The sequence below is a fragment of the Exiguobacterium sibiricum 7-3 genome (assembly GCF_000620865.1).
In the GTDB taxonomy this organism is placed as follows: domain Bacteria; phylum Bacillota; class Bacilli; order Exiguobacteriales; family Exiguobacteriaceae; genus Exiguobacterium_A; species Exiguobacterium_A sibiricum_A.
The window spans coordinates 2,271,451-2,296,085 of sequence record NZ_KK211190.1; the positions used below are offsets into that span (position 1 = coordinate 2,271,451).

At 44.6% G+C, this 24,635-nt stretch carries 20 protein-coding genes; 2 read left to right on the plus strand and 18 right to left on the minus strand.

What is annotated here, in order from left to right; translation table 11 throughout:
- Positions 1-246: 246 nt before the first annotated feature.
- The 9 genes from P402_RS0112795 to addB all read right to left on the minus strand — a co-directional run bounded on the left by P402_RS0112795 (position 247) and on the right by addB (position 15,748).
- Positions 247-1,074 (minus strand): phytoene/squalene synthase family protein, encoded by an 828-nt coding sequence (locus P402_RS0112795; protein WP_051525162.1) that lies wholly within the window; start codon positions 1,072-1,074, stop codon positions 247-249.
- Entirely contained in the window at positions 1,040-2,512 is a 1,473-nt protein-coding gene (locus tag P402_RS0112800; RefSeq protein ID WP_026829057.1) for a phytoene desaturase family protein, read from the minus strand. The genes P402_RS0112795 and P402_RS0112800 overlap by 35 nt, the downstream gene beginning before the upstream one ends.
- The gene (locus P402_RS0112805; protein WP_026829058.1) at positions 2,509-3,999 is read right to left on the minus strand and encodes a phytoene desaturase family protein; all 1,491 of its coding nucleotides are present in this window, start codon (positions 3,997-3,999) and stop codon (positions 2,509-2,511) included. Before P402_RS0112805 ends, P402_RS0112800 begins: the two co-directional genes overlap by 4 nt.
- Positions 4,000-4,104: 105 nt before the next feature.
- A complete protein-coding gene (locus P402_RS0112810) occupies positions 4,105-5,103 on the minus strand; it encodes a class I SAM-dependent methyltransferase (RefSeq protein WP_026829059.1) in 999 nt (332 codons plus the stop codon).
- Positions 5,104-5,254: 151 nt separating this feature from the next.
- Positions 5,255-5,635 (minus strand): DUF1516 family protein, encoded by a 381-nt coding sequence (locus tag P402_RS0112815; RefSeq protein ID WP_026829060.1) that lies wholly within the window; start codon positions 5,633-5,635, stop codon positions 5,255-5,257.
- A 62-nt stretch (positions 5,636-5,697) separates the two neighbouring features.
- Entirely contained in the window at positions 5,698-8,262 is a 2,565-nt protein-coding gene (locus P402_RS0112820) for a HAMP domain-containing sensor histidine kinase (protein WP_026829061.1), read from the minus strand.
- Positions 8,243-8,620 carry a response regulator gene (locus tag P402_RS0112825; protein ID WP_012369636.1) on the minus strand — a complete coding sequence of 126 codons (378 nt, stop codon included), beginning with the start codon at positions 8,618-8,620 and terminating at the stop codon, positions 8,243-8,245. The genes P402_RS0112820 and P402_RS0112825 overlap by 20 nt, the downstream gene beginning before the upstream one ends.
- Before the next feature lie 148 nt (positions 8,621-8,768).
- Positions 8,769-12,320 (minus strand): helicase-exonuclease AddAB subunit AddA, encoded by a 3,552-nt coding sequence (gene addA, locus P402_RS0112830; protein WP_026829062.1) that lies wholly within the window; start codon positions 12,318-12,320, stop codon positions 8,769-8,771.
- A complete protein-coding gene (gene addB, locus P402_RS0112835; RefSeq protein WP_026829063.1) occupies positions 12,317-15,748 on the minus strand; it encodes a helicase-exonuclease AddAB subunit AddB in 3,432 nt (1,143 codons plus the stop codon). Before addB ends, addA begins: the two co-directional genes overlap by 4 nt.
- 339 nt (positions 15,749-16,087) lie before the next feature.
- On the opposite strand from addB, the gene P402_RS0112840 reads away from it, so the two are divergent.
- Together P402_RS0112840 and P402_RS0112845 are read left to right on the plus strand one after the other, a co-directional pair.
- Positions 16,088-16,468, plus strand: a complete 381-nt coding sequence (locus P402_RS0112840) for a truncated hemoglobin (RefSeq protein WP_026829064.1) — start codon at positions 16,088-16,090, stop codon at positions 16,466-16,468.
- A 59-nt stretch (positions 16,469-16,527) separates the two neighbouring features.
- Entirely contained in the window at positions 16,528-16,869 is a 342-nt protein-coding gene (locus tag P402_RS0112845) for a hypothetical protein (protein ID WP_014969716.1), read from the plus strand.
- A gap of 97 nt (positions 16,870-16,966) precedes the next feature.
- On the opposite strand, the gene P402_RS0112850 is transcribed toward P402_RS0112845, so the two are convergent.
- The 9 genes from P402_RS0112850 to P402_RS0112890 form a co-directional block, all read right to left on the minus strand.
- A complete protein-coding gene (locus tag P402_RS0112850; RefSeq protein WP_026829065.1) occupies positions 16,967-17,377 on the minus strand; it encodes a hypothetical protein in 411 nt (136 codons plus the stop codon).
- Positions 17,378-17,480: 103 nt separating this feature from the next.
- On the minus strand, positions 17,481-17,966 hold the full coding sequence (locus P402_RS0112855; protein WP_026829066.1) for a competence protein ComK: 486 nt from the start codon (positions 17,964-17,966) through the stop codon (positions 17,481-17,483).
- 119 nt (positions 17,967-18,085) lie between these two features.
- Positions 18,086-19,459, minus strand: coding sequence for a HAMP domain-containing sensor histidine kinase (locus tag P402_RS0112860; protein WP_026829067.1), 1,374 nt, complete (start codon positions 19,457-19,459; stop codon positions 18,086-18,088).
- On the minus strand, positions 19,456-20,121 hold the full coding sequence (locus tag P402_RS0112865; protein WP_034769999.1) for a response regulator transcription factor: 666 nt from the start codon (positions 20,119-20,121) through the stop codon (positions 19,456-19,458). The genes P402_RS0112860 and P402_RS0112865 overlap by 4 nt, the downstream gene beginning before the upstream one ends.
- Before the next feature lie 126 nt (positions 20,122-20,247).
- Positions 20,248-20,403 carry a hypothetical protein gene (locus tag P402_RS17080; RefSeq protein ID WP_188005206.1) on the minus strand — a complete coding sequence of 52 codons (156 nt, stop codon included), beginning with the start codon at positions 20,401-20,403 and terminating at the stop codon, positions 20,248-20,250.
- Between the two features lie 97 nt (positions 20,404-20,500).
- A complete protein-coding gene (mgsA, locus tag P402_RS0112875) occupies positions 20,501-20,935 on the minus strand; it encodes a methylglyoxal synthase (RefSeq protein WP_026829069.1) in 435 nt (144 codons plus the stop codon).
- A 75-nt stretch (positions 20,936-21,010) separates the two neighbouring features.
- Positions 21,011-22,555 carry a fatty acid--CoA ligase family protein gene (locus P402_RS0112880; RefSeq protein WP_026829070.1) on the minus strand — a complete coding sequence of 515 codons (1,545 nt, stop codon included), beginning with the start codon at positions 22,553-22,555 and terminating at the stop codon, positions 21,011-21,013.
- A gap of 125 nt (positions 22,556-22,680) precedes the next feature.
- The gene (locus tag P402_RS0112885) at positions 22,681-23,568 is read right to left on the minus strand and encodes an SDR family oxidoreductase (RefSeq protein ID WP_034770001.1); all 888 of its coding nucleotides are present in this window, start codon (positions 23,566-23,568) and stop codon (positions 22,681-22,683) included.
- Positions 23,569-23,619: 51 nt separating this feature from the next.
- A complete protein-coding gene (locus tag P402_RS0112890; protein WP_026829072.1) occupies positions 23,620-24,609 on the minus strand; it encodes a lipoate--protein ligase in 990 nt (329 codons plus the stop codon).
- Positions 24,610-24,635 lie beyond the last annotated feature (26 nt).

Here is a 24,635-nt window from a genome sequence, read left to right on the forward strand (position 1 = left end):
TTGTTCAACGGATACACCACCGTAAACTGTTTGGCATGACTTACGACGTTCCCCCTTAGATCGTCTCATCCCAATCAGTTTACAGACGGCTCAATCATCAACTGATCCATCCCCGTGGATCGCGACCCGTCTTGTTGGAAATATGTATCTGATTTTGTACAAACAGATTTCAGTTTAGACTCCCCGGTCTAAACTCCATAAAAAAGACCTTGGTCCCCGCCAAGGTCTTTTTTTTATGGAGTTTTTTTAAATCGTGGCGAGTAACTTCATCTTTTGCCAACGGCTGACATAGGCACGTTTTGTGAACACATCGTATTGATTATCACGTGCCGCGTCCAGAATTCCCCGGTAAAGTAAGGCCGCCACTTTCAGCGCACGGCGACTTTCTTTCGGGTAGCGATCAAACGAAGGCGTTGCTGCATCATATAAATGCTCTGCTCTTAAAGCCAATGCCTCCCATAATCCAGCAAAGTCTCCAGAAGGGGTTCCTGTTAATAACGATTCTGTCGTCACATCATACTGGTCCATCCAATCTTTCGGTAAATAAACACGTCCTCGTTTTGCATCCTCGCCTACATCCCGGAGGATGTTCGTCAATTGCATCGCGATTCCGAGTTGAATGGCCGACTCCCGTAAATCATTTTGTTTGGGTGCAAGAATCGGTAACAACATCAAACCAACCGTACTCGCGACGTAATAACTATATTTTTCCGTCTCTTCCAGTGACTGATACCGGTTTTTCTCGATATCCCACCGCATACCTTCTGCCAGTTCTAAAAACGGCGTTTCATCCATCTCATATCTTTTAAAGACATCTGCGAGTGCAATCCATAGTGGTTTATTAATCGAGTGACCCGATCGGAACAAACGAAACTCTTCTAAAAATTCTGCTAAACTTTCTTTTGGAGTGGCGGATTCATCTACTGTATCGTCGAGAAACCGACAAAATGTGTAAATGGCATACACCGCCATCCGATCTTGCTTCGGTAATAAGGAAAAGGCTTTATAAAACGTTTTAGATCCGCTTTGAATCGTCTGTTCACATATCACGTACGCGTTCGTCACTGTATCCACTTTTCCACCTCATCTCTTGTTCCATTCGATTGACAAGTAATGTCGCTCCCATCATGACGATCGGAACGCCTCCACATGGATGGACAGATGCGCCGACTGCATATAATCGTTCAATATCAGCGTATGGTTTTGCTTGTGTCTTCAAGGCAGCGGATTGGCGAATCGTTGGTGCGATTCCAAAACTTCCGCCCTCATACAATCCAAATTCTTTTGCATCTTGAGGTGTTCGAACCTGCATTTCCATGACCTGCTGTTCGAATCCAGGTATATGCTGCTCGATTTTGGCTAAAATCCGATCGATGAATCCATGAGCCTCGTACCGGTCCCGGTCAAAACCGCGTGGTGATGGAACCAGTGCATACACGACACTGTCATCCGCTTCCGTTAATGTATCATCCACCTTACTCGGATTAAACAGATACACCGCCGGATGCTCCGGTAACTCATCTTTTTTGAAAATCGATGTCATCAAAGGTTGAAGATCGCTTGGCATCAGGAAACGATGCACCGGTAGATCCACTTTTCCTTTTATCTTAAAGTACAATAACAGTGTACCGCCTGATGGAACATATTTTTTAGGTTGCTTGCCTTCCACCAGATATTCCATCAGCGGGAACTCACCATTCAACACGACGCTGTCATACAGATGTTCTTGTCCGTTGACAAACACTCCTTTAGCTTGTCCTTCTCTAATCATTACACGTTCGACCGGCTGGTTAAACTCGAACCGCACCCCCCGTCGAACAAGTTCCTCGTACATCCGCTCCGCTAGGGAAAAATAACCGCCTTTGACATACCAGACGCCTTCTTCCTGTTCCCGGTAAGGGATCAGTCCATAAATCGAAGGTGTCGTATACGGATTGCCTCCAATATAAAAGGTCGGAAAGCTGTAAGCCATTCGCAAGTGTTTACTTTTAAAGAAACGTTTTAAGTGGTCATGTGCCGTTTCCATCGCATGCATCTTCACTAAAGGCGCTAACATATCCGGATGTAATAAATCACGTTTACGGAAATAGGTCCGCTCTAAAAATTTCGATACGCTGACGTCATAATCCTTTGCTTTTTGTTGCATAAATTCTTGGAACCCGCGACCTTCTCCAAATTGACGCTCAATCGCAACCGTTTGATCGACCACATCCGCTTGTTTTGTCACAACGGTTCCGTCATCAAAATGCAGATCATACAACGGGTCAATCCGTTCCAACTCGACACCTTCAAGACCGGCTTCTCTCAGTTGTTCCTGGAGTTTCCCAGGCATCAAGACGATCGTCGGTCCCTGGTCAATTCTTCCGCCTGTCTCGAAATCGACAGAGGCGAGCCGACCGCCTGCACGTGACTCTTTTTCAAAAATTGTGATTTCCACTTCCGGATAACGTTTTGTTAACAATAAAGCTGCGTGCAAGGTTCCGACTCCTGCTCCAACAAATCCAATCTTCATTTCAAAGCACCTACTTTACTTGTCAATAAATCGGCTGTGATCCGGGCAGATTCAAAAATCGTCGGCAATCCGCTTCCTGGGTGCGTTCCCCCGCCTACTAAATAGACATGGTCTAATTCCTCAAAACGGTTATGTGGTCTGAAGTACATCATCTGTGTCAATTGATGGCCCAGGTTAAAGGTTGCCCCTTGGTGGACGCCCATTGCTTCCCAATCATCCGGTGTAAACATCTCTTCCACTTCAATTGCCGCTTCGACACCTTTATAAGGAGAACGGTGTTCGAGTGCATCGAGAACACGACGGCGCAGTTTAGGTCCTTCAATCGCCCAGTCAAGTTCGGAATAATTATTCGGAACTGGTACTAAGACATACAAAGATGATTTTCCTTCCGGTGCAAGTGTCCCGTCGATAATTGATGGATTTTGGACATAAAATGAAAAGTCATCTGATAATTCCAATGTCTGAGTCATCTCCCGGACATTTTTTTCATAATCATCAGCAAAGTAAATCGTATGGTGCGGGGCGTCAAAGGATTTATTGACACCTAAGTACAGCATGAACGTCGAACAAGAGAACTTTTTACGATCAATTTTCGGACGCGACCATTTCTTTAAGACGCCTTCAGGCACAAGATGATTCATCGCATGAGCAAAGTCTGCTCCGACAACGACATCATCGTATAGAACATGTTCACCCGACTCGAGAATGACTCCTGTCGCGGTCGTCCCTTCCAAAATCAATTGACTGATCCCTGTATTAAGATGGACGGTTCCCCCGAGTTCTTCCACTGCCCGTTTCATTGCTTCTGGAATTTGATTCATTCCACCAATTGGGTGATGGACACCGTAAGCATGTTCCATGTAAGACAAGATAGAAAAACCGCCTGGACATTCCCATGCTGACATGCCTAGATACTTAGCTTGGAAAGTAAAGGCATATTTCAACTCTTCACTCGTAAAATAATCGGACAGGACATCGTATAAAGAACGCCCGAGAGAAAGACGCGGTAGCGCCGTGATGACGCGTGGAGATAGATAATCCGTTAATTTATCGTGTTTCGTCTGCAAAATCGGCATTAGCTTTGCCAGCTTCAGGGCTTGTTCTGCCATGAAACGATCATAACCTTCTCCATTTCCAGGAAAATGTTGCTCAATCGTCTGTTTCATCCGATCACGATCCGTCGTCATCGTAAAATGATCTTTGCCCCCGTTAAAATACAGGGTGTACATCGGATCCAACGCTTTCAAATCCAAATAATCCTTCATCTCTAGGCCGATACTCGTAAATAGATTCTCTAAAATATGCGGCATGTTTAAAAAGGTAGGACCACGATCAAATTGATACTCTCCGACCTGAACGCGAGATGTTCGTCCCCCGACTATCGGTTGTTTTTCATATACGGTGACATCTATTCCTCTACCTGCAAGCAACATCGCACAAGCGAGCCCTCCAGGTCCTGCTCCAATAACGGCTACACGCTGCTTCACACGAATCTCTCCTTTTTCTCTACTCGTTTTAACTATTATACTAATCACATACTACTCCCCACAAATTTGAACTGCCCTGAAAGTGTAAAAAACGCCAGGCTCCCTTTAGGAAGTGGCGTTTGCAGTCACAATATACCAAGCTCCTTCTTTTAAAAATGGTGAAATTGACACATTTTTAAAACCGGCAGCATGAAGTTGTTCTGTTAATTCTTCTTTCCCCGGCAACGGATAAAGATTTTCATGTAAAGTCATGAAAGCATTGAATGCAGCAGAGAATGGTGCACCATGTTCACTGTCACGTAATGGTGTGACCAGAATGACTGTGCCGTCATCTTTGACAAAACGTCGGACACCTTCCAGAAGGCGAAGACGCTCTTCTTTCGGGAAATAATACAAAATGTTGTTCATCATGACCCCGTCATATGTTTCTTTGACGTCAAATGTTTTGATATCCCCGACGGCAAAGTCAATTTCACCGGTCGTATCCCGGCGTTTGGCTTCCGCGATGACCGATTCCTCGATATCAATTCCCGCCAGTCGTAGTTCAGGCAAGGCTTCATGAATTTTACGTAAGTAACCCCCGTAGGCACAGCCGATATCTAGTAATGATGTCACGTTTTGACTACGGATAATATGACGGACAGCAGGAAATGCAACAGTTTCCACTAATGCAGATGTTTCTGCTACGATGTCGCCGTGCTCTTCGCCATCAAATGTTTTTTGATGACCATGTTCCAAAAATTGTGGATAAGAGAATAAAGCAGGCAAATGAAGTTCCATTAACTCGGATAACATAAATCCAATACTTCTCTCATCTGTTTTTGATAGTTCGGGTAAGACATGACGTGTCGCTGTATAGCGTAAATCTTTCTTTTTTAAATGTCCTACTGCCAATCCGACTTCAAACCAACGGGATAAAGCTTCTGTTGTCAGCGATTGTTTGAGGCGGACTTGTGCTTCGGCTTGTGTCGCCCCTGATCCTAAGACATCAAACAGACCATATTTATACCCAATATAACCGTGCCATAATGGTAAAATCGGTTCTGCTCGCTTCATCCACTTTCTTGCCCGGAAAACTTTTGTCCATTCTTTCAACTGTGCCACAAGCGTTCCCCTCTCGACTGCGTAATATATCCCTTTTCCCAAATAACAACAGATTGTAAACACAAAAAAACACACGTCCCTCTCCATTATGAGAAACGTGTGTATGAATGAAGCAAAATGATTATCTTTTGTTGTTCTGATTAAAATCGATTTAGAAGAACTGCATGCCGTAAGGTAACGAGTAACCAAGGAAAATCGTTACGAGAACAAGCACTCCAAACCCAAGTAAGAAACCAGAATAAGATTTTCCTTTTTTCAAACGAACGAGTGTCAATTCACCCAAAATCAGGACGAGGAGACCTGCTGTAATTTTTGCATGGTATAAACCATCTGGATTAGCGGACAGACCCATGATCGTGATGTAAAGATAAAGTCCCGTTGCAAACGTCAAGAGCAACAAGAGACGAAACGCCATATGAACGCCTTTGGCAGCACTTTTTCCATTTTTGTACATCGAGAATGCAACAAAAAACGTAACAAGCAGTAAAACCCATAATAAAACGTGTGTGTGTACAAATGCAGTAATCGGCATTTGAATTCCCCCTTTATTCATTCTTCATTCATCGTATCTGATTTCCCGCTTCAGATATAGTGTTATTTTCCTGACATATCAATCACGTCAGAAATAACGGTGTAATCCGAGACGTGTTGCGGTAGCTTCACGGTAAACGTACTTCCCTGCTTTTCAATCGACTCGACCGTAATCTCTCCGTCATGTCCTTCGACGATTTCCTTACAAATCGCAAGACCAAGACCTGTCCCGCCAATTTTCCGGCTGTCTGAATTATCGACCCGATAAAATTTGTCGAATAATTTCGCTAAAGCAGATTTTGGAATTCCGATTCCTTCGTCTCGTACGGCAAATTGGACATGATGCCGATTTGCTTCTAATACAACTTCGATTTTACCGCCTAATGGAGAGTACTTGACAGCATTGTTCAGTAAATTATTCATCAGTTGCTTCATTTTTTCCTCATCAGCTTCAATCAGCGGACAAACGTCTGTTAAGGAACGGAACGTGATCGTATGATTTGTTGTCGACGCCGCATAGAATTGAGTCGTTTCTTCTAAAAGCGGTTGTAAGTCAAGTAACCCTTTTTGATAAGATTGAATTCTCGCTTCCATCCGTTGGACATCAAGAAAATCATTGACGAGATTCGACAAACGTTCCGTTTCTGAATGGATGGTTTTTAAATACTTGTCTTGTTTTGAGAGATCCATCTTCCGATTCAACATCAGTTCCGTGAAGCCATAGATGGAGGATAACGGAGTCCTTAACTCATGCGAGACCGTCGAGACCAACTCCGATTTCAGTCGGTCCATTTCTGTTTCCTTCGTCACATCACGCAAGACAAGCATCGTCCCTTTTCGAATTCCTTCGACTTCAATCGTTTCCACATAAAACTGAATAAAGACGACTTGTTGATGGATGGAAAACTGGAGACTGTCTTTCGGGACTTCACCTCGTAGAATTCCTTCCATGTAGCGTGCAAATACTTCCGGTTCATCGACAACTGCACGAATTGTATCGAGGCATCCATGAAGCGTTTCGTTTTTTGTCGTTCCATACTGAAGCTCTGGAAATAAATCATACAACGGACGATTGACGAATACTTCGTCTTTTCCCGGTTCGATATAGATGACCGCTTCACGGATTGAGTCCAAAATACGTTCTGTTTTTGTCTTTTCACGGTTCATTTCATCAAATAACCGCATTCGTAACAAGGATAGAGACAGCTGACGTGAAAATGACATGATGTCACGCATCTGTTCATTCGTAAACTGATCCCGGTAACGAACAAGGTAAATGAACGCAATCGCTTCTTCCGACGCCGGATCGAGAATCGGAACTGCTGTCTCATACATATAGTATGGATACGGTAACGGATGATCACTTGCGACCTGTTTAGAGGAATGAACGGCTTTTTTCAATGACTCAGCCCGTTTCAATAAAGAAAGATCGCTTCCTAACAGCCGCTCTGAAAGTTCTTCAGTCATGCCGTGTGTCACAATCGAATACGCAGATCCTTCATCGACGAAGACAAGGGCTCCGATTTCGGAATCCGTGATGGCAATTAACTTTTCAATGATTTCCGGATAAGCCGTCAACGCTTCCCGTGCTGCCAACGTTTCAGTCAAATCATTACGATATTGCAGGTGTTGTTCATTTCGCATTGTCAATTCGAGTGCTTCCTCGAGTTCCTGTTGCTGTGCCTGCAATTCTTCCTGTTGTGCCTGCAGTTCTTCCTGTTGTGCCTGCAGTTCTTCGTTTTTGGCTAAAAGATGCTGTTTGTTTTCAGAAATCGAGCTCGCCATTTGATTGAAGGACAAGGCTAGAATTCCGATTTCATCTTTCCGTCCAGAAACTTTGACATGTTTGATGTCTTCGCCACTGGCTAGACGCTGGCTATTTTTGACGAGTGATAATAACTCTGCTGTAATTTTACGAATGAACGGATAGACGAAAAAGATCAATACACCAACTAATACGATGATATTCGACAGCCAAATCAGTTGCGTCGTTTGAATTTCCCGCTCCAACTGCCCACTGGTTTTTTCTGACCAGTCCTCTAAAAAGTCTCGATATCCGCCAAGCGCCAACTCACTTTTATTGATTTCCGACAAGACATCAATGTTTCCAGAAGTATCTAGCTTGATTCGTCCACTCGCCAGTAACTCTTTGCCGAGCGGCAAGGACGTTAATGTTTTACCTTCCAAAAAGGACTCCGTGACCGTTCCAGATTCCTTCGCTTCAACATACGATTGAATCAACGGTAAAATCGCTTCGAAGTAGTAGGCATACAATTCACGTGAAGAACGCGCATAATCTTTTCCTTGTTGATAAATTGCATTTTCTTCAAACCAACGTGTTTGTTCATCAATGGTTTTCCGTTGATTGACCATCTTCTGATAAATGTCTTGATCACCAATCAGCGCATAGCCCCGCATGTTGAACTGCAAATCCTGCCATTCTTCCCACAGTGCGCCGGCCCGTGCACTGCGCTCTCTGATGTCTTCCAGTTTCAATCGGGTTTCTTGCAATTTCGTGTCGGTATAATTGTAGACAATCAGTGAAGAAATCATAAGTGTCGTTAAAACGATATAAAAGGAGGCCATCAACTGGCGTCCGATTTTTCGATTAATCCACTGGATGATCACTCAATATTCCTCCTACGACATCAATCAATTCGAGTGGACTAAACGGTTTAGAAAAGAAATAATTCGCTCCAATCTCTTCTGCCCGTTCCCGGTCAGATTGTTGGCTTTTCGCTGTCAACATCATGATTTTCAAATTTTGTTTATCTGGATGACGTCGCACCTTTTCGATGACTTCAATTCCCGTCATGCCAGGCATCATATAATCGAGCAGAACGAGATCATAATGCTGACTCATGATTTTCTGATAGGCTTCATCACCATCTGTCGCTTCATCAATCGTATACCCTTCATCTTCTAATGTATCGAGCACCAACATGCGTAACACATCTTCGTCTTCCGCTAATAAAATACGTGCCATCTATAAAACCTCCTACGGTATCTGGTTATTCTTTTTACATACCTTTTCATTTTACACAGTTCTTTCATATTTAGAAATGAAAATCGTCTAACGAATTCGTTCTGTTCACTGAATAGGTGACAGAATCGATTCGTCAGACGTAAGGTAATCAGTAAATTTCGATCACTTCTTGGAGTGCGAACGCATAAATTAATTTCCGACTAATCTTAATGTGTAAGATCGCTTCTAGCGCTTCTTGATATAAATTCAACTGTGTTGCATAACGTGTTCGCAACACCTCTGCTTGATTCTGACCGTCAATCGTTTCAAAGACTTGGTCCGATTTATAATCGAGCAGAATATATGTGTCTTCGTCGCGAATCAGACAGTCGACAATCCCTTGCATGACGGCTTGGTCACTTGGACCGTGCCAATCGGACCGGAATCGGGTCGAATCAATCTTATAGGTGAAGGGCAGTTCGCGGTAGACATCTCCTGTCACAAGACGCTGTTCAAACAATCGCCCGATTTCCGAAGCAAAGAACATCGTCAATTCAGGCATAGCTTCCCGCATCGTCTGGGCCTCTAAGTCTGAAATACGTTCCGCTTGTTCCCACTCAAGAATCTGATCTTCGAGTGGACGACCGGACTCGTATAACTGCATCGCTAAATGCAAGACTGTTCCACGTTCAGCACCCGTTAATGTCGGACCTAAAAATTGCGGTGTCCGATAATAGGTCGATTGCCGGTAGGTCGATTCAAAAGCGGCCCGTTCCAATTGTTCTGTCCTCTTCAACTCTGTAACGGTTTGTTTCGCAGCGGTATCCGTTGCGACTTGATACGGATATTGATACGCAAAAGCAGATTCAATCTGAGTATTCAGCGTCTCGTCACCCTCATGATCAATTTTCTCAAGGACACGGACGTGTTCGAGTTGCTCGACCATCTTGGTCAGTTCTTGATAAGGGGCAATCTCGTCCTGTGCAACGATCCGAAATGCCCATCTCTGTTCCTGTTCGCTCAATAAGAAATTACGCAGGACAGCCGGTGCCACCCAGTCCGCATAGGTCTTAGCATTTCGACGATCGAGTTCCGGCAACAAGAGCTCATCGATCGGTTGATCCTGCCATTTGATCAGTTGATCTTCCAGGCCTTTGATTGCCCCTACAAGAATCAGCTTTTCTTTCGCCCGTGTCATCGCGACGTAAAGGACACGCATCTCTTCCGCTTTCATTTCGCGGTCCATTTCCCGACGGATGACCTCTTTAAGAAGTGTTCCGGAACGCAGGCGTTTAATGGGATCAATCGCATCCAGGGCGATACCATAGGTCTTATGCAGTTGAATCGCTTGGATTTGATCCTGTTTATTAAACTGCTTGCCTAACTGGCTGACAATCGTCACCGGGAATTCCAGTCCTTTCGATTGGTGGATGGTCATGATCCGGACGACATCTTCGTCTTCCCCTAACGAACGGGCCTCTGAAAAATCTTCCCCGCGTTCGACTAAACGATGAATCAAACGTAAAAAGCGATACAATCCCCGATAACCGGAGGCCTCATATTGGTGAGCTCGTTCATACAGGGCATTTAAATTCGCTTGTCGGCTCCGTCCGCCGTTTAAACAACCGACGTATTCAAAGTAACCGGTTTGATCAAACAAGGAACGGATCAAGCTCGCAAGCGATTTCCCTCGAGCTTCCGTGCGCCAGTTTTGCAACTGATTAAGCGCTTCGTCGACACGCAAACCGAGCGGGGTCTGTTCTTTCGCCACAAGAGTAGCTGCTTCGTAGAACGATCCGTCTTTTGATTTAGCACGAATCCGTCCTAAATCCCGATCCGTCAATCCAAAAATCGGTGACCGCAAGACACTGGCAAACGGGATATCCTGCAATGGATTATCAATCGTCTTCAAGAGCGCCATCATGATTTGAATCTCGGTTGCTTGAAAATAGCCGCCCGTCGTATCCGCATAGACAGGAAGTTCATATTGTTCAAAGACATCGACGAGTGCCTGGACCCGTTTTCCTCTCGAACGTACGAGAACGACGATATCACGGTATTCACATTTACGGAATCGTTTTTGTTTTGCATCAAATACGAGATACGGATTTTCATCGTTCACCATCTCGATGATACGTGTCGCTATGACTTGAGCTTCCAATTCTTCTTTATTCGTGTCTGTCTGGTCCACTAACAGCAATTCAGGATCGACTTGGGTTGATTCGACGTACCCGAGGTTCCCTAGCCGCAGATAAGCTGCTTCGTCATAATCAATTTCTCCGACGGCTTCGTCCATGACTTGACGGAAAATATGATTGGTTCCATCCAAGACCTCTAAACGGCTTCGGAAATTTTTCGTCAAATCAATTCGTGTCCCGACTTCTGTTTGTTGGAATCGTTTAAACTTATTCAAAAATAATCCGGGTTCGGCATGACGGAATTTATAAATCGATTGTTTCACGTCACCAACCATAAACAGATTTCCTGTCGCTTCATCTGATTTCGAGACAAGCCGCAGAATCCGTTCCTGCACTTCGTTTGTATCCTGATATTCATCCACTAAAACTTCGATGAAACGTTCTTGTAGCAATCGAGCGACGTCCGTTGCCTCTCCGTCCTGTTCCAAGATGGCTAATGCAAAATGCTCAAGATCGGAAAAATCAACGATGCCCCGCTGCTGCTTCGCTTCAAGATAGGCTGCCGAGAAACTTCGAACGAGCGTAACGATCATCTGGACATGTCCCAGTTGCGAACGTAAATCTTCCAGGTAATCGACCCCGTCCTTCTCAACAAACAAATCACGCATCTTTTTGAGGTCACTGACAAGACGTGTCCGTTCGGTCTGGAATTTCTTCATTTCCTCGTCTCCGCGGATTCCTTTCCAACGCCCGAATTCGACGGCCTGAAAAGCAAGGGCGACGGTCGTCCAGCGGTCCTGTTCCGGATTAATCCGCCGGATCGGTGCGACGTCCTGCACCAACATGTCCGCCATCTCGTCGTATCCGGCTTGTCGCAGACGATACGATAATTCCATATACCGATTGATGACCGGTGCGACACGTTCCCATTCGAGTTCAAATAATCGTGTCAGCAAACTGGATTCATCCGGATCGATCGGTTGATCATACTGCGCGATCAAATGGTCATAAAATGCCTCCGGATCCGGGAGCGAACGAGAAAATCGATATAAGTTCGAGATTAACGTCAACATCGCTTGATCGTCCCGGTCCGACGTATAACTATCAATCAATTCATAAAACGCCGGATCTGCCAAACCATAAAAGTTCTCAAACACTTCTTCCAAGACATCATCCTGCAGTAACAACAGCTCGGCTTCTTCCGCAATACGAAACGCGGGATCAAGACCAATCCGATAATAGTTTTCTCGTAAAATCGATAAACAAAAAGAATGGATCGTCGTGATTTGCGCCCGGTTCATCATTTGCCGTTGTTTTTTTAAATAAAGATCATCTGGAGCGTCTTTAATTTTCGCTTCGATTGCCTCGATGACACGTGTCTTCATCTCTTTAGCTGCTGCATTCGTAAACGTCGCGACAAGAATCCGGTCGGCTGTCAACGGATCTTCCTGATCAATGACACGTTGCGTCAGCCGTTCCACTAAGACTGCTGTTTTCCCTGAACCGGCGGCGGCGGACACTAAAATATGTCCACCCCTTGCATCGATTGCCCGTTGTTGTTCACCCGTCCACTGCACACTCATTCCGTCTCCTCCTTCAACCGTTCCAAGACTTCTTTTTCCGACAATGGATTTAATTGCCGGTAGTCGTTTCCGAGAGATTGATCAAACTGACAGACGGAACGGTACTCACAAAATGTACAGGGGGTCCGTTCTTGATAATCAAACGGATCAATCGCAATATCCCCTGCATACATCGATTGACTACTCGTCTTCAATTCATCCCAGGCGTGGTCCATCAGAGCCGTCAACTCTTCTTCTTTGACGACACCTTTCGTATGGGACTTATGAAGACCGGTTTTCGTAAACGTCACTTTAACGAGCGGTGACTTTTTACGTTCATCGTACGCAATCTGATCCATTGCCCGTAATACTTCATCATTTTCAACGATGACGCCTTGCATTTGATACGATTCGAGCAATAACCGGTTCCGTTCGATTTCATCCGCCGACAAATCTCCACGCATCATTGGGTTTTTGACGTGGAAATACAGGGCTCCGGCCGGTTTTGCCTGCTGATTAAATAGAACTTCCGACTGTTCAACGACTGTTTTTAGATACAACAGCATTTGAATCGCCAAACCATAATAGATTTCTGCAAAATCCAACTCTTTGGCACTCGATTTATAATCTATGACCCGGACGTATAGTTGATCGCCAATCGTCGCCTGATCCACCCGGTCAATTCGACCGGTGAATTCAATTTCGGTACCATCCGGTAATGTGAATCGAAGTGGCGGAAACATGGCGTTACCAAAACTGATTTCAAATAAATCAGGTTCGAACTCAGAGCGTTCCGCTTGTTTGACGAGCATTTTTGCGGTTTGTTCGACGACGTCCGTTAATTTTTTCTTGATGTATCCAAAACGGTTCGAACTCATCAAAATCGCATTTTGAATTTCCGGTGTCACCTTCTCGACAGCTTCTTTCGCGAAATCACTACACGATTGGTCATCCAGTTCACGCCAGCGTTTTCCTGAAGCTTTGATGTTCACCGACAAATCATTGAGTGCCCCGTGGAACAGGTTCCCGATGTCCGGCGCTTCGAATTTATATAATTTCCGTTCTTTCAACCGCAATCCATACCGGGCAAAGTGTTTATAGGAACATGCATTGTAGGTCTCGAACCGGGAGACGCTAGCTTTGATGGTGTCACCATACAGATTACGAGCCAGATCATCCGGCAACGGTTCTGCGTGATTTTGATAAAACAAAGCATTGGAGAACAGCGCCATTCGTTCGCGGCCCCGACCGTTTTCGAGCAAACGATTGTACACATCAAACCAAGATTGTTGAATCGGATAACGACGTTGCAGTCGTCTCAATTCGATTGCCGCTGCCGCTGCCGCCCGTTCTGGACTCGTCACGAACTGAAGTTGATCATCAGGCGCATGATCCCCGGCTTCTGCAAAATATGTTTTTACCGGACGATCTTGCAGCAGTTGATGTTTGATCTGCTTAACGATCGATGCCGGCTGAAGTGCTTTTCCATCCTCGTCAACAAGCGCATAACTGATATGCAAAGATTCACTTGGCGCCGTCACCCCTTGATAGAGGTAATACAATTCGTCGTCAAATACGTCCAGAGATGCTTTACCTACCGGAATGCCTTGATCGTGGAGGAAGTCATGATCTCCCTCTGACAGCAATTTAGACTGATCTTCTACGAGTGGAATCAATCCGTCATTGGCCCCGAGTAAAAAGACCACTTTCACCTGTTGTAAACGTCCCCGGACGTAATCCGTCGCAATCACTTGATCGAGCGAAGGCGGGACCAGGGAGAAGCGGAGACTTTCAAGTCCTGTCTCGACCATCTGGACGAATAGTTCTGTCGTCAATGTAGCTTCCGGTGCAGCAGCTTCCAACTGTTCAAAGAGATGCAGTACCGCTTCGTACACCTGGTCATGTTCTCGTGCTTGGTTGAGTTCATTGACTTCAAGTGCTTGTTGCTTCCAAACCGTTAACCGGTCTGTCAAGTGATGTTCTTCCAAGAAACGGTATAACGCCCGTGTGTATTCACTCATCGTCTTAGAGGCTTTAAATCGCTTCTCCAGTGGTTCGATTGCTTCGACCAGGAATTGACGCCATTCGTTCAGTTCCTGTTCTTCTTGTAACTCAGCATCCGTTAAACTGATTTCATCAGCTAGACGCCGTTTCAATTGCCAAGGTTTTTTCCACATCGAACCTTTGATTCCCCGCTCCAGGACAAATGTTTCCAGACGATCAAGTGCTAATCGTGAATCCTCTGCCGGAAGTGGAATCAGCTCTGTTTTCAGCAGACGAAAAACAGATTCTTCCCGGTATCCCGTCATGACGATTTCAAGGACGGCATGGACTAATTCGACAATCGGATGATGGACCATCGATTCCCGTTGATCCAAGAAGTACGGAATTTCATACAGTTGAAAAGCACGTTCCAAATGATCGGCGTACGGTTCCAGGTGGCGGACAAGAAACGCGATGTCCTTGAAACGATATCCTTCATGACGTACAAGTTGAATCGCCTTTCTGACAGCAGCTTCCGTCTCAACTTGACGATTAACTGCGGCAGAAAGCGTCAACCCGTTCACTTCGTCATCCGTCGCCGGGTATCCGGGTGACAGTAACGCTTGTTCAAGCATCTGTAATCCTGTCGTCTGAAATTTAACGGTCTGTTCATAATAAATGTCTTCATGCGCAATCTGTCGTTCTTTCATCTGTTCGATCAACTGCATATAGCAGCGTTGTGACACACCAAACTCAGACTGTTTCGTATAGACGTCTTCGACATCCAGTGTAAAGCTAAGGTGCATCTCTTTCGTCAATTCCATCAATCGCAGTAAGACCTGTTGTTCCTGCAACGAAAATTCATAAAAGCCATCAACGAAGACCGCAACATCACTTAAATCAACTTTCGGTAACAGCTCAATCAATGTCGTGAAATAATCGTCCGCATGAAGCGCCTTATTTGAGATTCGTTCAGTAAAGCGCTCGTAAATCAGTGCTAAATCATTTAATTTCGGTGAGCGTTCGGGAGATGCACTGCTGATTTGACGCAACATATCCGGGTTGACTAAAGATCGTTTAAACGAGGCAATCAATTCGTCCAATCCTTTATAAAAACCGGGCATATTTTTTGTCCGTTTAAAAATCTTCAATTCTTCTTCCGCTTCTTCAACAACTTGACGCAGTAATAACTGTGTCCCGGTCTCGTCTAAAAAGGGAATCGCCTGGTTTCCATGATCCCGGATGATATGGAAAGCAAACCGGCGTAAACTCATGACTTCCATCCGGACAAGACCCGACAGCCGTGGATCCGTCGCGATACGTCGTTCCATCTCAAAAGACATCTGATCCGGTACGATGAAATAGATGGATGGACCAAGCGGTTGCTCAGCTAACCGGTCAATTACCTGCTCAATTAATGTTGTGGTCTTGCCTGTACCGGCACGACCTAAATGCATGTAATTCATTGTGTCAGATCAGCGGACACCTGTGGTTGTAACATCAGGTGGGCCGACCTTCACCTCCTTTAATTAATATCGAGGAGCTTTATGCCGCTTTTGTCCTCTCATATGAAATGAGTGCTGAAAATAACAGACAGGACCTCTCCTCCTAGACGTTATCATATGTATCATTATCTCATAAATACGAACAAACGTCCGTTTTAAATCAAAAATACATTTTTCTTTCCTTCCTCTTCCTGTCCAGTTCAGATGATATGTCGATTGATTCGTGTGGAGTTGCAAAAAGTGGGTAAAGATTGAGATAATAGGTGTCTTCATCAGATTTGAACGGAAAGAGGGACAGTCATGCTCTACGAAGACCTTGGTCAAAAAGACGTACTCGAACAGCTTGTCACACGATTCTACAATCGTGTGTATACAGATGATGTTCTCCGTCCGTTATTCCCACCGGACCGCCAACGTGTCGAACGAGCTCAAGTCCGATTTTTGATTCACCTTACAGGTGGTCCAAAACAATATGATGTGTATGATGAACGGATGAATCTGTCCATGATTCACCGTCTTTTGCCCATCAAAGAAATACATGCTATCCGATGGATTGAATTGATGACACTGACCATCGAGGACACTATCGAGAATGCAGAGGCAGCGACGCGTTTAATCGAACGCTTACGAATCGGTGCCTTCAATGTTCTTCGAATTTGTGATGCTCATCAGAACGGATGAGGGATTTTTCTTTCTCATCGGTACATTTCAATGTAAAATAAGAATTGGAGGCGATAACTATGACTGAAGAACAAGATAAAAAGAGTGAATTGGTAAAAAGCGCACTCGAACAGGCTGAAGCAGCTAAAACGACAGAAGAACCTGTTGAAGAAGAAAAGTCAGATGAACAAAAACGTTTAGAACATATTCGGGCACTTGTGACGCTTGAACGTGGATCTGATTATTACCGGGTTGTCTTCTACGATGATCATAAACATTTGATTTTCAAAGAACTCGATTATGATCGAGTCGAATTCGTTGGTCGATTCTATAATGACAGTTTCGATCCAACCAACCAAAAAGAACTAGAAGAAATTTCTGAAAAGGCTCTTGCGACATCGATTCGTAAACGTTTTTTATAAGAAACTGCAGTCTTCATCACATAAAAGCCGTGCTACCCTCATTCATGGGGAGAGCACGGCTTTTACTGTATCCAGACGATTCGTCATCTGCTTTAGATTATAACTGTTCTTTTGTATTTCGTTTTTTCCGACGCATGACGTAGGCCAATACTCCACCGGCAACTGCCAAACCTGTTGCTGCTAGTACAGGTAATAGCACTTTTTTCGACGTCAATTTTTGTTTCACTTGCTCCAAACGAGATTCCGTGACCTCTTTCTGAGCAACCGATGCACGACGGTTGATTGTCATGTGTTTTGCGGCATCCGTTACGACGATTCGTTTCGTCACCCAACGTCGATTACCTGACTCGTCGACAACAAGTTGACGGGCGCGCTTGACACCTTTGACTCGTTTCCCCGGCGTATTTTCCGGACGAACGATACGTGAACTGATAAAACGACGTCCGCCGTTCACACCAAATCCAGGTTGTAATTTTCTGCGGTTTAACCATTCATATGATTCATTCATCGTGTAGCGGTCTTTCGACCGCTTCACCTCCCTTTAATTCTCTCTCTCGCACTTTACTGTCTATTCGCTGCATTAAGTAGTGATTCCTGTTAGATTGTTCCACTTATCGTGCTTTATTAAACGTCATCGGCCGTTCTTCTTGAAATCTCCGTTGCATTTCGTAAGCCAATTCCAGTGTTTTGATCCGTTGCCGTTCGATGCTGTAAGCCGAGGCATCCGTATCAATCCGTTGTCCTGTTTGAAATTCCACTTGAACGGTATCACCCTTTTTTTGAACGGTTTTCATCTGCTTAAAATTAATCCAAATACATTCTGCCTTCTCCTTCGCAGTCGTCGGGAAGAAAATCGTTTGGGCCTTCCAATCAATTAAAACCGGTGTCTTTCGGTTCGGTCCCAGGATATGTCGAGCCGCTTCAATTCTTCCGCGCATCGAGGATCCAAAATACAAGCAAGATTCTTCAATCAACTTGATTGGATGGCCTTCTAACACGATTTCTGACTGTTCCTGAATAAGTAAAGTTTGTGGTTCACCGTATGGACCATATTTTGGTACAAGGGCTAATGTTTCTTCCGTAATTTTATGTCGCATTCTGATTTCTCCCTTCTTGTATTAGTATGGTTATATCAAATTCAAAACGACTTCGTCTGAAGGACCTCGTTATTTCCCAAAATAAAAAACGAGATATGGCTATCTCGTTTTTTAAGATCTTATTTTTTTCCGGCTGTTTCTTCCTCAAAATGTCTTGGAAAATTAAATTTTACGCAAACTTTATTTTCTTCATTTCCCGCAATCAGATTATCAATTGTCACTTCTCCTTCATGCCGTTCGACAATCCGTTTAACAATGTATAACCCAAGACCAAACTTGCCTTCTTTTCCACGCGAAAATTGATGGAACAGCGGAGAGGACGTTTCTAACGGCGGACCGTCATTAAGGATTTCGACTGTCGCAGACTGCCTTGTACCGGACAGACGAATCTCAATCGTAGACTCCGCATAACGAATCGCATTATCCAATACATTTTCCAATGCTACACGTAACTGTTCCCCTTCACCTAACACGATACCCGCTTCGCCGGAAATTTTCCACGTCAATGCTTTCGTGCCAACAAACCGTTTTTGAAGCAAGTGAACCATCCGGTCCAAATCCACATGATCCCATGTTGAACGATCCAGTTCAAAATAATCAAGTTTCGTTACATACAACAAAGCTGCGACTTTTTTCTCCAATCGTTCCGCTTCTTCTTCGATGACGGAAACAGAACCTGTCAAATCACCATCCGGATAAATTCCATCCGAAATCGACTGGGCATAACTACGAATGACCATGATCGGTGTTTTCAAATCATGTGAGATATTTTGAAGTAAGGATTTTTGCGCTTTATCCTGTTTTTCTAAATCCATTCGCATCGCATCGACTGACCGGGCCAATCGTCCAATTTCATCGCCTCTGTCTAGAGGTAGTGGTGTATCCCACTTCTGGGCCGCAATCTTACCGACCGCCCGCTCAATCTCGATTAAGGGATGGGTCAGTCGTCTTGCGAGCCAAAAGGCAATGAACAAAGTCAAGATACTGACAATCGCAACAACCCAACCAATCTTTGAAAACAGCTGGGTGATCAGTTCTTGACGATAGGCATCCCAGACGTACGAAACACGGTAATAGGTTTCCCCTTTAATCTCCATCTTTAAAATACTGTAATAGACATCTTCTTTATCCAGACGAGTCGTGTATTTTTGCATTTCTTTTTCTTGATCAATGGCATCACGATACATTTGATTGACCAGCTGTTGCGGTGCCCCGCCATAATACAACTTTCCATTTTTCGATAACAATAAGACATTGACCGAGCGTGACTCCTGTTTCCGTCGATCGAATTCAATCGGATTGTCTTGTAACATCTCGATGACAGAGGCATCTTCCGAAAAAAAGACTTCACTGTTTTCTAACGTCGCATAGACCTGCTCATCGATGAAGTTACCAATCGACGACCGCATGACGACTAATATGACAATGGAGAGTGTTGCAATGACCAACAGGAACATCGCCCAGATTTGAAAACCCAGACTCCGATTTTTCATGCAGCCACCAGACGGTATCCGATCCCATAAATCGTCTCGAGCTCAAGCTTTGATAACTTTTTCCGGACTCGCCGCACCAAGTCATCGACGACACGGTCTGATCCGAAATAATCGTCGCCCCATACGCTCACTAAAATTTGTTCCCGGGACATCGGTGTTCCGATTTGTGTGGCAAACAGAATCAATAAATCATATTCTTTTGAGGTCAAATCAATCTCTTGACCATTTTCTTCAATAACTCGCTTTTCCGGATAAATCGTGTAGTCTCCGTACCGGATAAGACCGGTTTTAGGCATCGCATACGCACGTGCTAAAATTTTCTTTACACGAATAACCAGTTCCCGCGGCAAAAACGGTTTAGCGATGTAATCGTCCGATCCCATCTCCAGTCCAATGATTTTATCAATGTCTTCATCCCGGGCCGAAATAAAGATGACCGGTGTCGTTTCGTCGTGCGCTTTAATCCGTTTGATCAACTGAAAACCGTCCAAATCCGGCAACATGATGTCAAGTATCCACAAATCAGGTTTTTCAATGATGGCAGATGCTGCCGCTTCCCCTGATGTAAACGATTTTACTTGCCAACCTTCCTGCTCCAAATACTTGACCAAGACGCGGTTCAAGTTCACCTCATCGTCAACTAAATAAATCGTATGCATCATCATCACTCCTGCTTAAGTTCTTTTTTTTCAGTGTAACAAAGGATTTCCGCAGAATTATGGGAGAATCTAAAATTATACAAAAAAACGCTCTTTTCTGAAGAAAAGAGCGGCGTACATTAGAACTAATTATTTTACAAGGCGCAACGATGGATATGTCGCACGTTCTACATGTGTTTTTGTGTTTGCCGATACATGACGGCGTTCCGTTTTCACTACGTGTGTCAGGAACGTGGCACCGCCACCAAGTAAGACGGTTACACCAGCCATTAAAATAATCTCCATTGTTTTCGCCACCCTTTTCTATCGCAATTGATAATCAGTATCATCCTCAAGATGACTATATCATGCTTGATAGAAAATGAGAAGCATTCTCAGATAATTAATCGGTTAAAAATTTCCGTTGTTCTTCTTCATGACGTTTCCGAATGATATCACGCCATTGAAACGCTCCCTGTTCCAACCCATTAATCAAGATTTCGGCGGTTCCGACATTTGTCGCAAGTGGTAAATCATAGACGTCACACAATCGGATCAAAGCCGATACGTCCGGTTCATGCGGTTGGGCCGTCAGAGGATCCCGCAGAAAAATGACGATATCAATTTCTCCCCGAGCGACCATCGCTCCGATTTCCTGATCTCCTCCAAGCGGTCCCGATTTACAGCGGTGGACCGTTAATCCTGTTGCCTCCATGATTCGTTGTCCTGTCGTACCTGTGGCATATAAAGTATTTTTGTCAAAATAAGCTTCATACGCCCGTGTAAACATCATCATCTCGTCTTTTTTTTCATCATGTGCAATTAAAGCAATATTCATTTCCTCTCCCCCTCCTTACCTATATGCACGCAAAAAGAACTTCAGAAACCTGAAGTTCTTTTTGCTATATTTAAATTATGAATTGGTTGGTTGTTTTTTTAATACAGTCCGTAAAATCTTACCGGTTGTATTCCGTGGCAATTGATCAATGAATTCAATGCGTGTCGGGCACTTATACTTTGCGAGTGAAATGGCACAGAAATCGAGGACTTCCGTTTCGGTCAACGGTTCACGCAAGACAACAAACGCCTTCACTGCTTCGCCCATTTCTTCATCCGGTATACCGATGACAGCTGCTTCGACAATCGATGGATGTTGATATAAGATTTCCTCGACTTCACGGGGATAGACATTATATCCGCCGACGATAATCATATCTTTTTTCCGGTCGACGATATAAAAGTATCCATCCTCGTCTTGTCTTGCTAAATCACCGGTGTAGAGCCATCCTTCTTTTAGCGTCGCTTGTGTTTCTTCAGGCATTTTGTAGTATCCGGTCATGATGTTCGGACCACGCACGATCAATTCTCCGACTTGACCAATCGGAACTTCCTGTCCGAGCTCGTCGACGACCTTGTTTTCAACGTCGATGATCGAAGGTCCGATCGATCCTGGCTTTTGCACACCATCCAAAGGATTGAAACAGGTGACGGGAGAAGCTTCTGACAGACCGTATCCTTCAAGGATATGGCAGTTAAAGGTTTGGTCAAATGCTTGAAGCAACGGCACCGGTAAACTGGCTCCACCTGAAACGAACAACCGGATCGAGTCAAACGCACTTGTATATTCCGGATGCGCTTTTACTGTCTGTAACAGGAAGTTATACATCGTCGGTACACCAGCAAAAATCGTTACCTGTTCTTTTTTCGCCAGTTCAAACGTCTCCTGTGGTGAAAAACGAGAGGCGATGATAACCGTCGCCCCGTGTGCCAGTGACGCATTGACGACGACCGTCAAACAAAAGACATGAAACATCGGTAACACAGCGAGTGTCCGGTCCTGTTCCGAGACATGTAAGTATTCCCCGATGGAACGTGCATTGGAAGTCAGGTTTCGATGTGATAACATCGCTCCTTTTGGTTTCCCTGTCGTCCCGCTCGTATACAGGATGACGGCGGTCTCATCCATTTCATACGTCACTTCTTGAATCGGATGTTCAATCTCTAACCAACGTTCAAGCGTCGTGAACTGAACATTTCCAAGGTGTTCTTCAGGACCGACTTGACCGTTAAACGGAACGGAGACGACGACGGCAAGATGCGGTAAATGAACCAATCGCTCTTTTGCCGCTTCAACGAGAGGTGCGATTCCTAGAATTCCTTTGACATCCCCGTTCATTAAGATGTAACCGAGTTCATCCGGCGTATAGGTCGGATTGATCGGGATGGCAACCGCTCCCTGCTTCATGACAGCATAATAACCAATCAAGAAAGCCGGACTATTCCCAAGTATTAGAGCAACGTGATCCCCTTTTCGAATTCCATGTGACTCGAGTGCTCCGGCGGCCCGGTGAAACTTCTCAACAAATTCACGATAACTGACTGCGACATCTTCAAATACGTAGGCGATGCTATCCGGACGTTGCCGAGCCGTTTCTTCCACCGAATGAATCAATCCCATCATAACTAGCTTCCCCCTTCGAATGAATAACCGTTCATTTTTAATGCAAAAAAAATCCATACATGACGTGTCCGCCTGTATGGATAGTGTAGCATTTTATGGAAACGTTTTCACGTTCTTTCTTTTTAACCGTTAACGATGACGCCACCGTTTAGATGCAGGACTTGACCGGTCATATAACTTGAATCGTTACAAGCTAAGAAGACATAGGCTGAAGCCATTTCTGCCGGTTGTCCAGGACGATCCATAGGTGTATTTTTACCAAATGTTTTTACAGATTCATCAGGGAATGTATCTGTGATCAACGGTGTCCAAATCGGACCCGGTGCAACCGCATTGACACGGATTCCCTGTTTCGCAAGGTTCATCGACAGACTGCGTGTAAAGCTGACGATGGCTCCTTTTGTCGACGAATAATCGATTAACAGTGAGTTTCCTTCATACGCTGTCGAAGAAGTCGTATTGATGATGGCTGAGCCGAGCGTCAAGTGAGGTAAGGCGGCGCGTGCTAAACGCATCATTCCGAAAATATTCGTTTTGAATGTTTTTTCCATGGACTCATCCGTGATGTCGAGCAACGAATCTTCCGGTTTTTGCATACTGGCATTGTTGACGACGATATCAAGACGACCAAAACGGTCGATGGTTTTTTTGACGAGTTCTTCACAATAGGCACCGTCTCCGATGTCTCCTTGCGAAAGTAACACTTCGCCACCGAGTTCTTCGAGACGGGCTTTTGTTTCTTCGGCACCTTCTTTGTCGCCGTAAAACGCGATGACGATTTTAGCACCTTCTAATGTATAAGCAATCGAGATGGCCCGTCCAATTCCTGAATTCCCACCTGTCACGATTGCGACTTTCCCTTTTAATTTTCCGGCAGCACGGTAATCGTCCCGCTCATAATACGGCAACGGCTGTTGATCTTCCGTTTTCGGTAGTCCCTCGGAAACTTTTTCAAAATTGATGAAGTCGTTTAATGTACCCTCTAAAAAGTTATCTTTATTGTAGCCCATGAAAAAAGCTCCCCCTATGCAAGTTGATAGAGAGAGTTTTCCCAAAAAAGCTTATGCTAAAACGTCAAGCACTTCGTCCAGCTCCACGGCACCAAAATATTTCTTTAATTCGTACTGACTCAAGACTTCGCGTAACGAAGACCGGTCATACCGTTTTCCTTCTAATGCCCGGGCGATTTCTGACGCGTCCTCAACCCCGAAGAAGTCTCCGTAAATTTTCGCTTCCTCGATGATTCCTTTTTTCACATTCAACCGGAAATCAATCGTTCCGATCGGGAATCGTTTTTTATGGATCACATCAAACTTCGGTGATTTACCGAAATTCCAATCCCAATTTCCGTAACGTTCCGCTGAAATCGCATGAACTTTTGCCCAATCTTCATCCGTTAAGACGTAACGTTCCATCTCTTTTCCTTCATAAATCGATTCAAGGAGATGTTCGACGAATTCATCCATCGTCAATGGCTCTGTCAAAAATTCCGAAATGTTCGCGACCCGGCTGCGGACCGATTTGATTCCTTTTGAGCGCATTTTTTCTTCACTGACGACCAATGCATTGACGACTTCTTCAATGTTCGAATCAAGCATCAATGTACCATGGCTGAACATCCGGCCTTTTGTCGTAAACTGTGCGTTTCCGCTGATTTTACGGGTTCCGACATGAATGTCATTACGACCGGAAAGCTCTGCTTCGACACCCAATTTGTGCAGTGCTTTTACGACCGGCTCCGTGAATTTTTTATAGTTGTTGAATGAATCTCCATCATCTTTCGTCAGGAAACTGAAGTTCAGATTGCCGAGATCGTGGTAAACGGCACCGCCGCCTGACAGGCGACGAACCACATGAATCCCGTTTTCCTCAACGTATTTTAAGTTGACTTCCTCGTTCGTATTTTGGTTTTTACCGACGATAATCGACGGACCGTTGATGTAGAACAGGAAATAATCTTCTTCGCTGACATTTAAATTATTTAAAATAAAGTCCTCGACAGCAAGATTGATCCGTGCATCGTGGATATCTGGATGGAAAATGAATTTCATAAGTTTCATGTACTCCTTTAACAAGC

What these genes read in the sequence shown, in the direction of transcription:
- P402_RS0112850 (WP_026829065.1), bottom strand. Translation starts at nt 17,377, where the DNA reads ATGAATGAATCATATGAATGGTTAAACCGCAGAAAATTACAACCTGGA.
- P402_RS0112845 (WP_014969716.1), top strand. Translation starts at nt 16,528, where the DNA reads ATGACTGAAGAACAAGATAAAAAGAGTGAATTGGTAAAAAGCGCACTC.
- P402_RS0112855 (WP_026829066.1), bottom strand. Translation starts at nt 17,966, where the DNA reads ATGCGACATAAAATTACGGAAGAAACATTAGCCCTTGTACCAAAATAT.
- P402_RS0112800 (WP_026829057.1), bottom strand. Translation starts at nt 2,512, where the DNA reads ATGAAGATTGGATTTGTTGGAGCAGGAGTCGGAACCTTGCACGCAGCT.
- P402_RS0112840 (WP_026829064.1), top strand. Translation starts at nt 16,088, where the DNA reads ATGCTCTACGAAGACCTTGGTCAAAAAGACGTACTCGAACAGCTTGTC.
- P402_RS0112890 (WP_026829072.1), bottom strand. Translation starts at nt 24,609, where the DNA reads ATGAAATTCATTTTCCATCCAGATATCCACGATGCACGGATCAATCTT.
- addA (WP_026829062.1), bottom strand. Translation starts at nt 12,320, where the DNA reads ATGAGTGTGCAGTGGACGGGTGAACAACAACGGGCAATCGATGCAAGG.
- mgsA (WP_026829069.1), bottom strand. Translation starts at nt 20,935, where the DNA reads ATGAATATTGCTTTAATTGCACATGATGAAAAAAAAGACGAGATGATG.
- P402_RS0112815 (WP_026829060.1), bottom strand. Translation starts at nt 5,635, where the DNA reads ATGCCGATTACTGCATTTGTACACACACACGTTTTATTATGGGTTTTA.
- P402_RS17080 (WP_188005206.1), bottom strand. Translation starts at nt 20,403, where the DNA reads ATGGAGATTATTTTAATGGCTGGTGTAACCGTCTTACTTGGTGGCGGT.
- P402_RS0112860 (WP_026829067.1), bottom strand. Translation starts at nt 19,459, where the DNA reads ATGAAAAATCGGAGTCTGGGTTTTCAAATCTGGGCGATGTTCCTGTTG.
- addB (WP_026829063.1), bottom strand. Translation starts at nt 15,748, where the DNA reads ATGAATTACATGCATTTAGGTCGTGCCGGTACAGGCAAGACCACAACA.
- P402_RS0112865 (WP_034769999.1), bottom strand. Translation starts at nt 20,121, where the DNA reads ATGATGCATACGATTTATTTAGTTGACGATGAGGTGAACTTGAACCGC.
- P402_RS0112880 (WP_026829070.1), bottom strand. Translation starts at nt 22,555, where the DNA reads ATGGGATTGATTCATTCGGTGGAAGAAACGGCTCGGCAACGTCCGGAT.
- P402_RS0112885 (WP_034770001.1), bottom strand. Translation starts at nt 23,568, where the DNA reads ATGGGCTACAATAAAGATAACTTTTTAGAGGGTACATTAAACGACTTC.
- P402_RS0112825 (WP_012369636.1), bottom strand. Translation starts at nt 8,620, where the DNA reads ATGGCACGTATTTTATTAGCGGAAGACGAAGATGTGTTACGCATGTTG.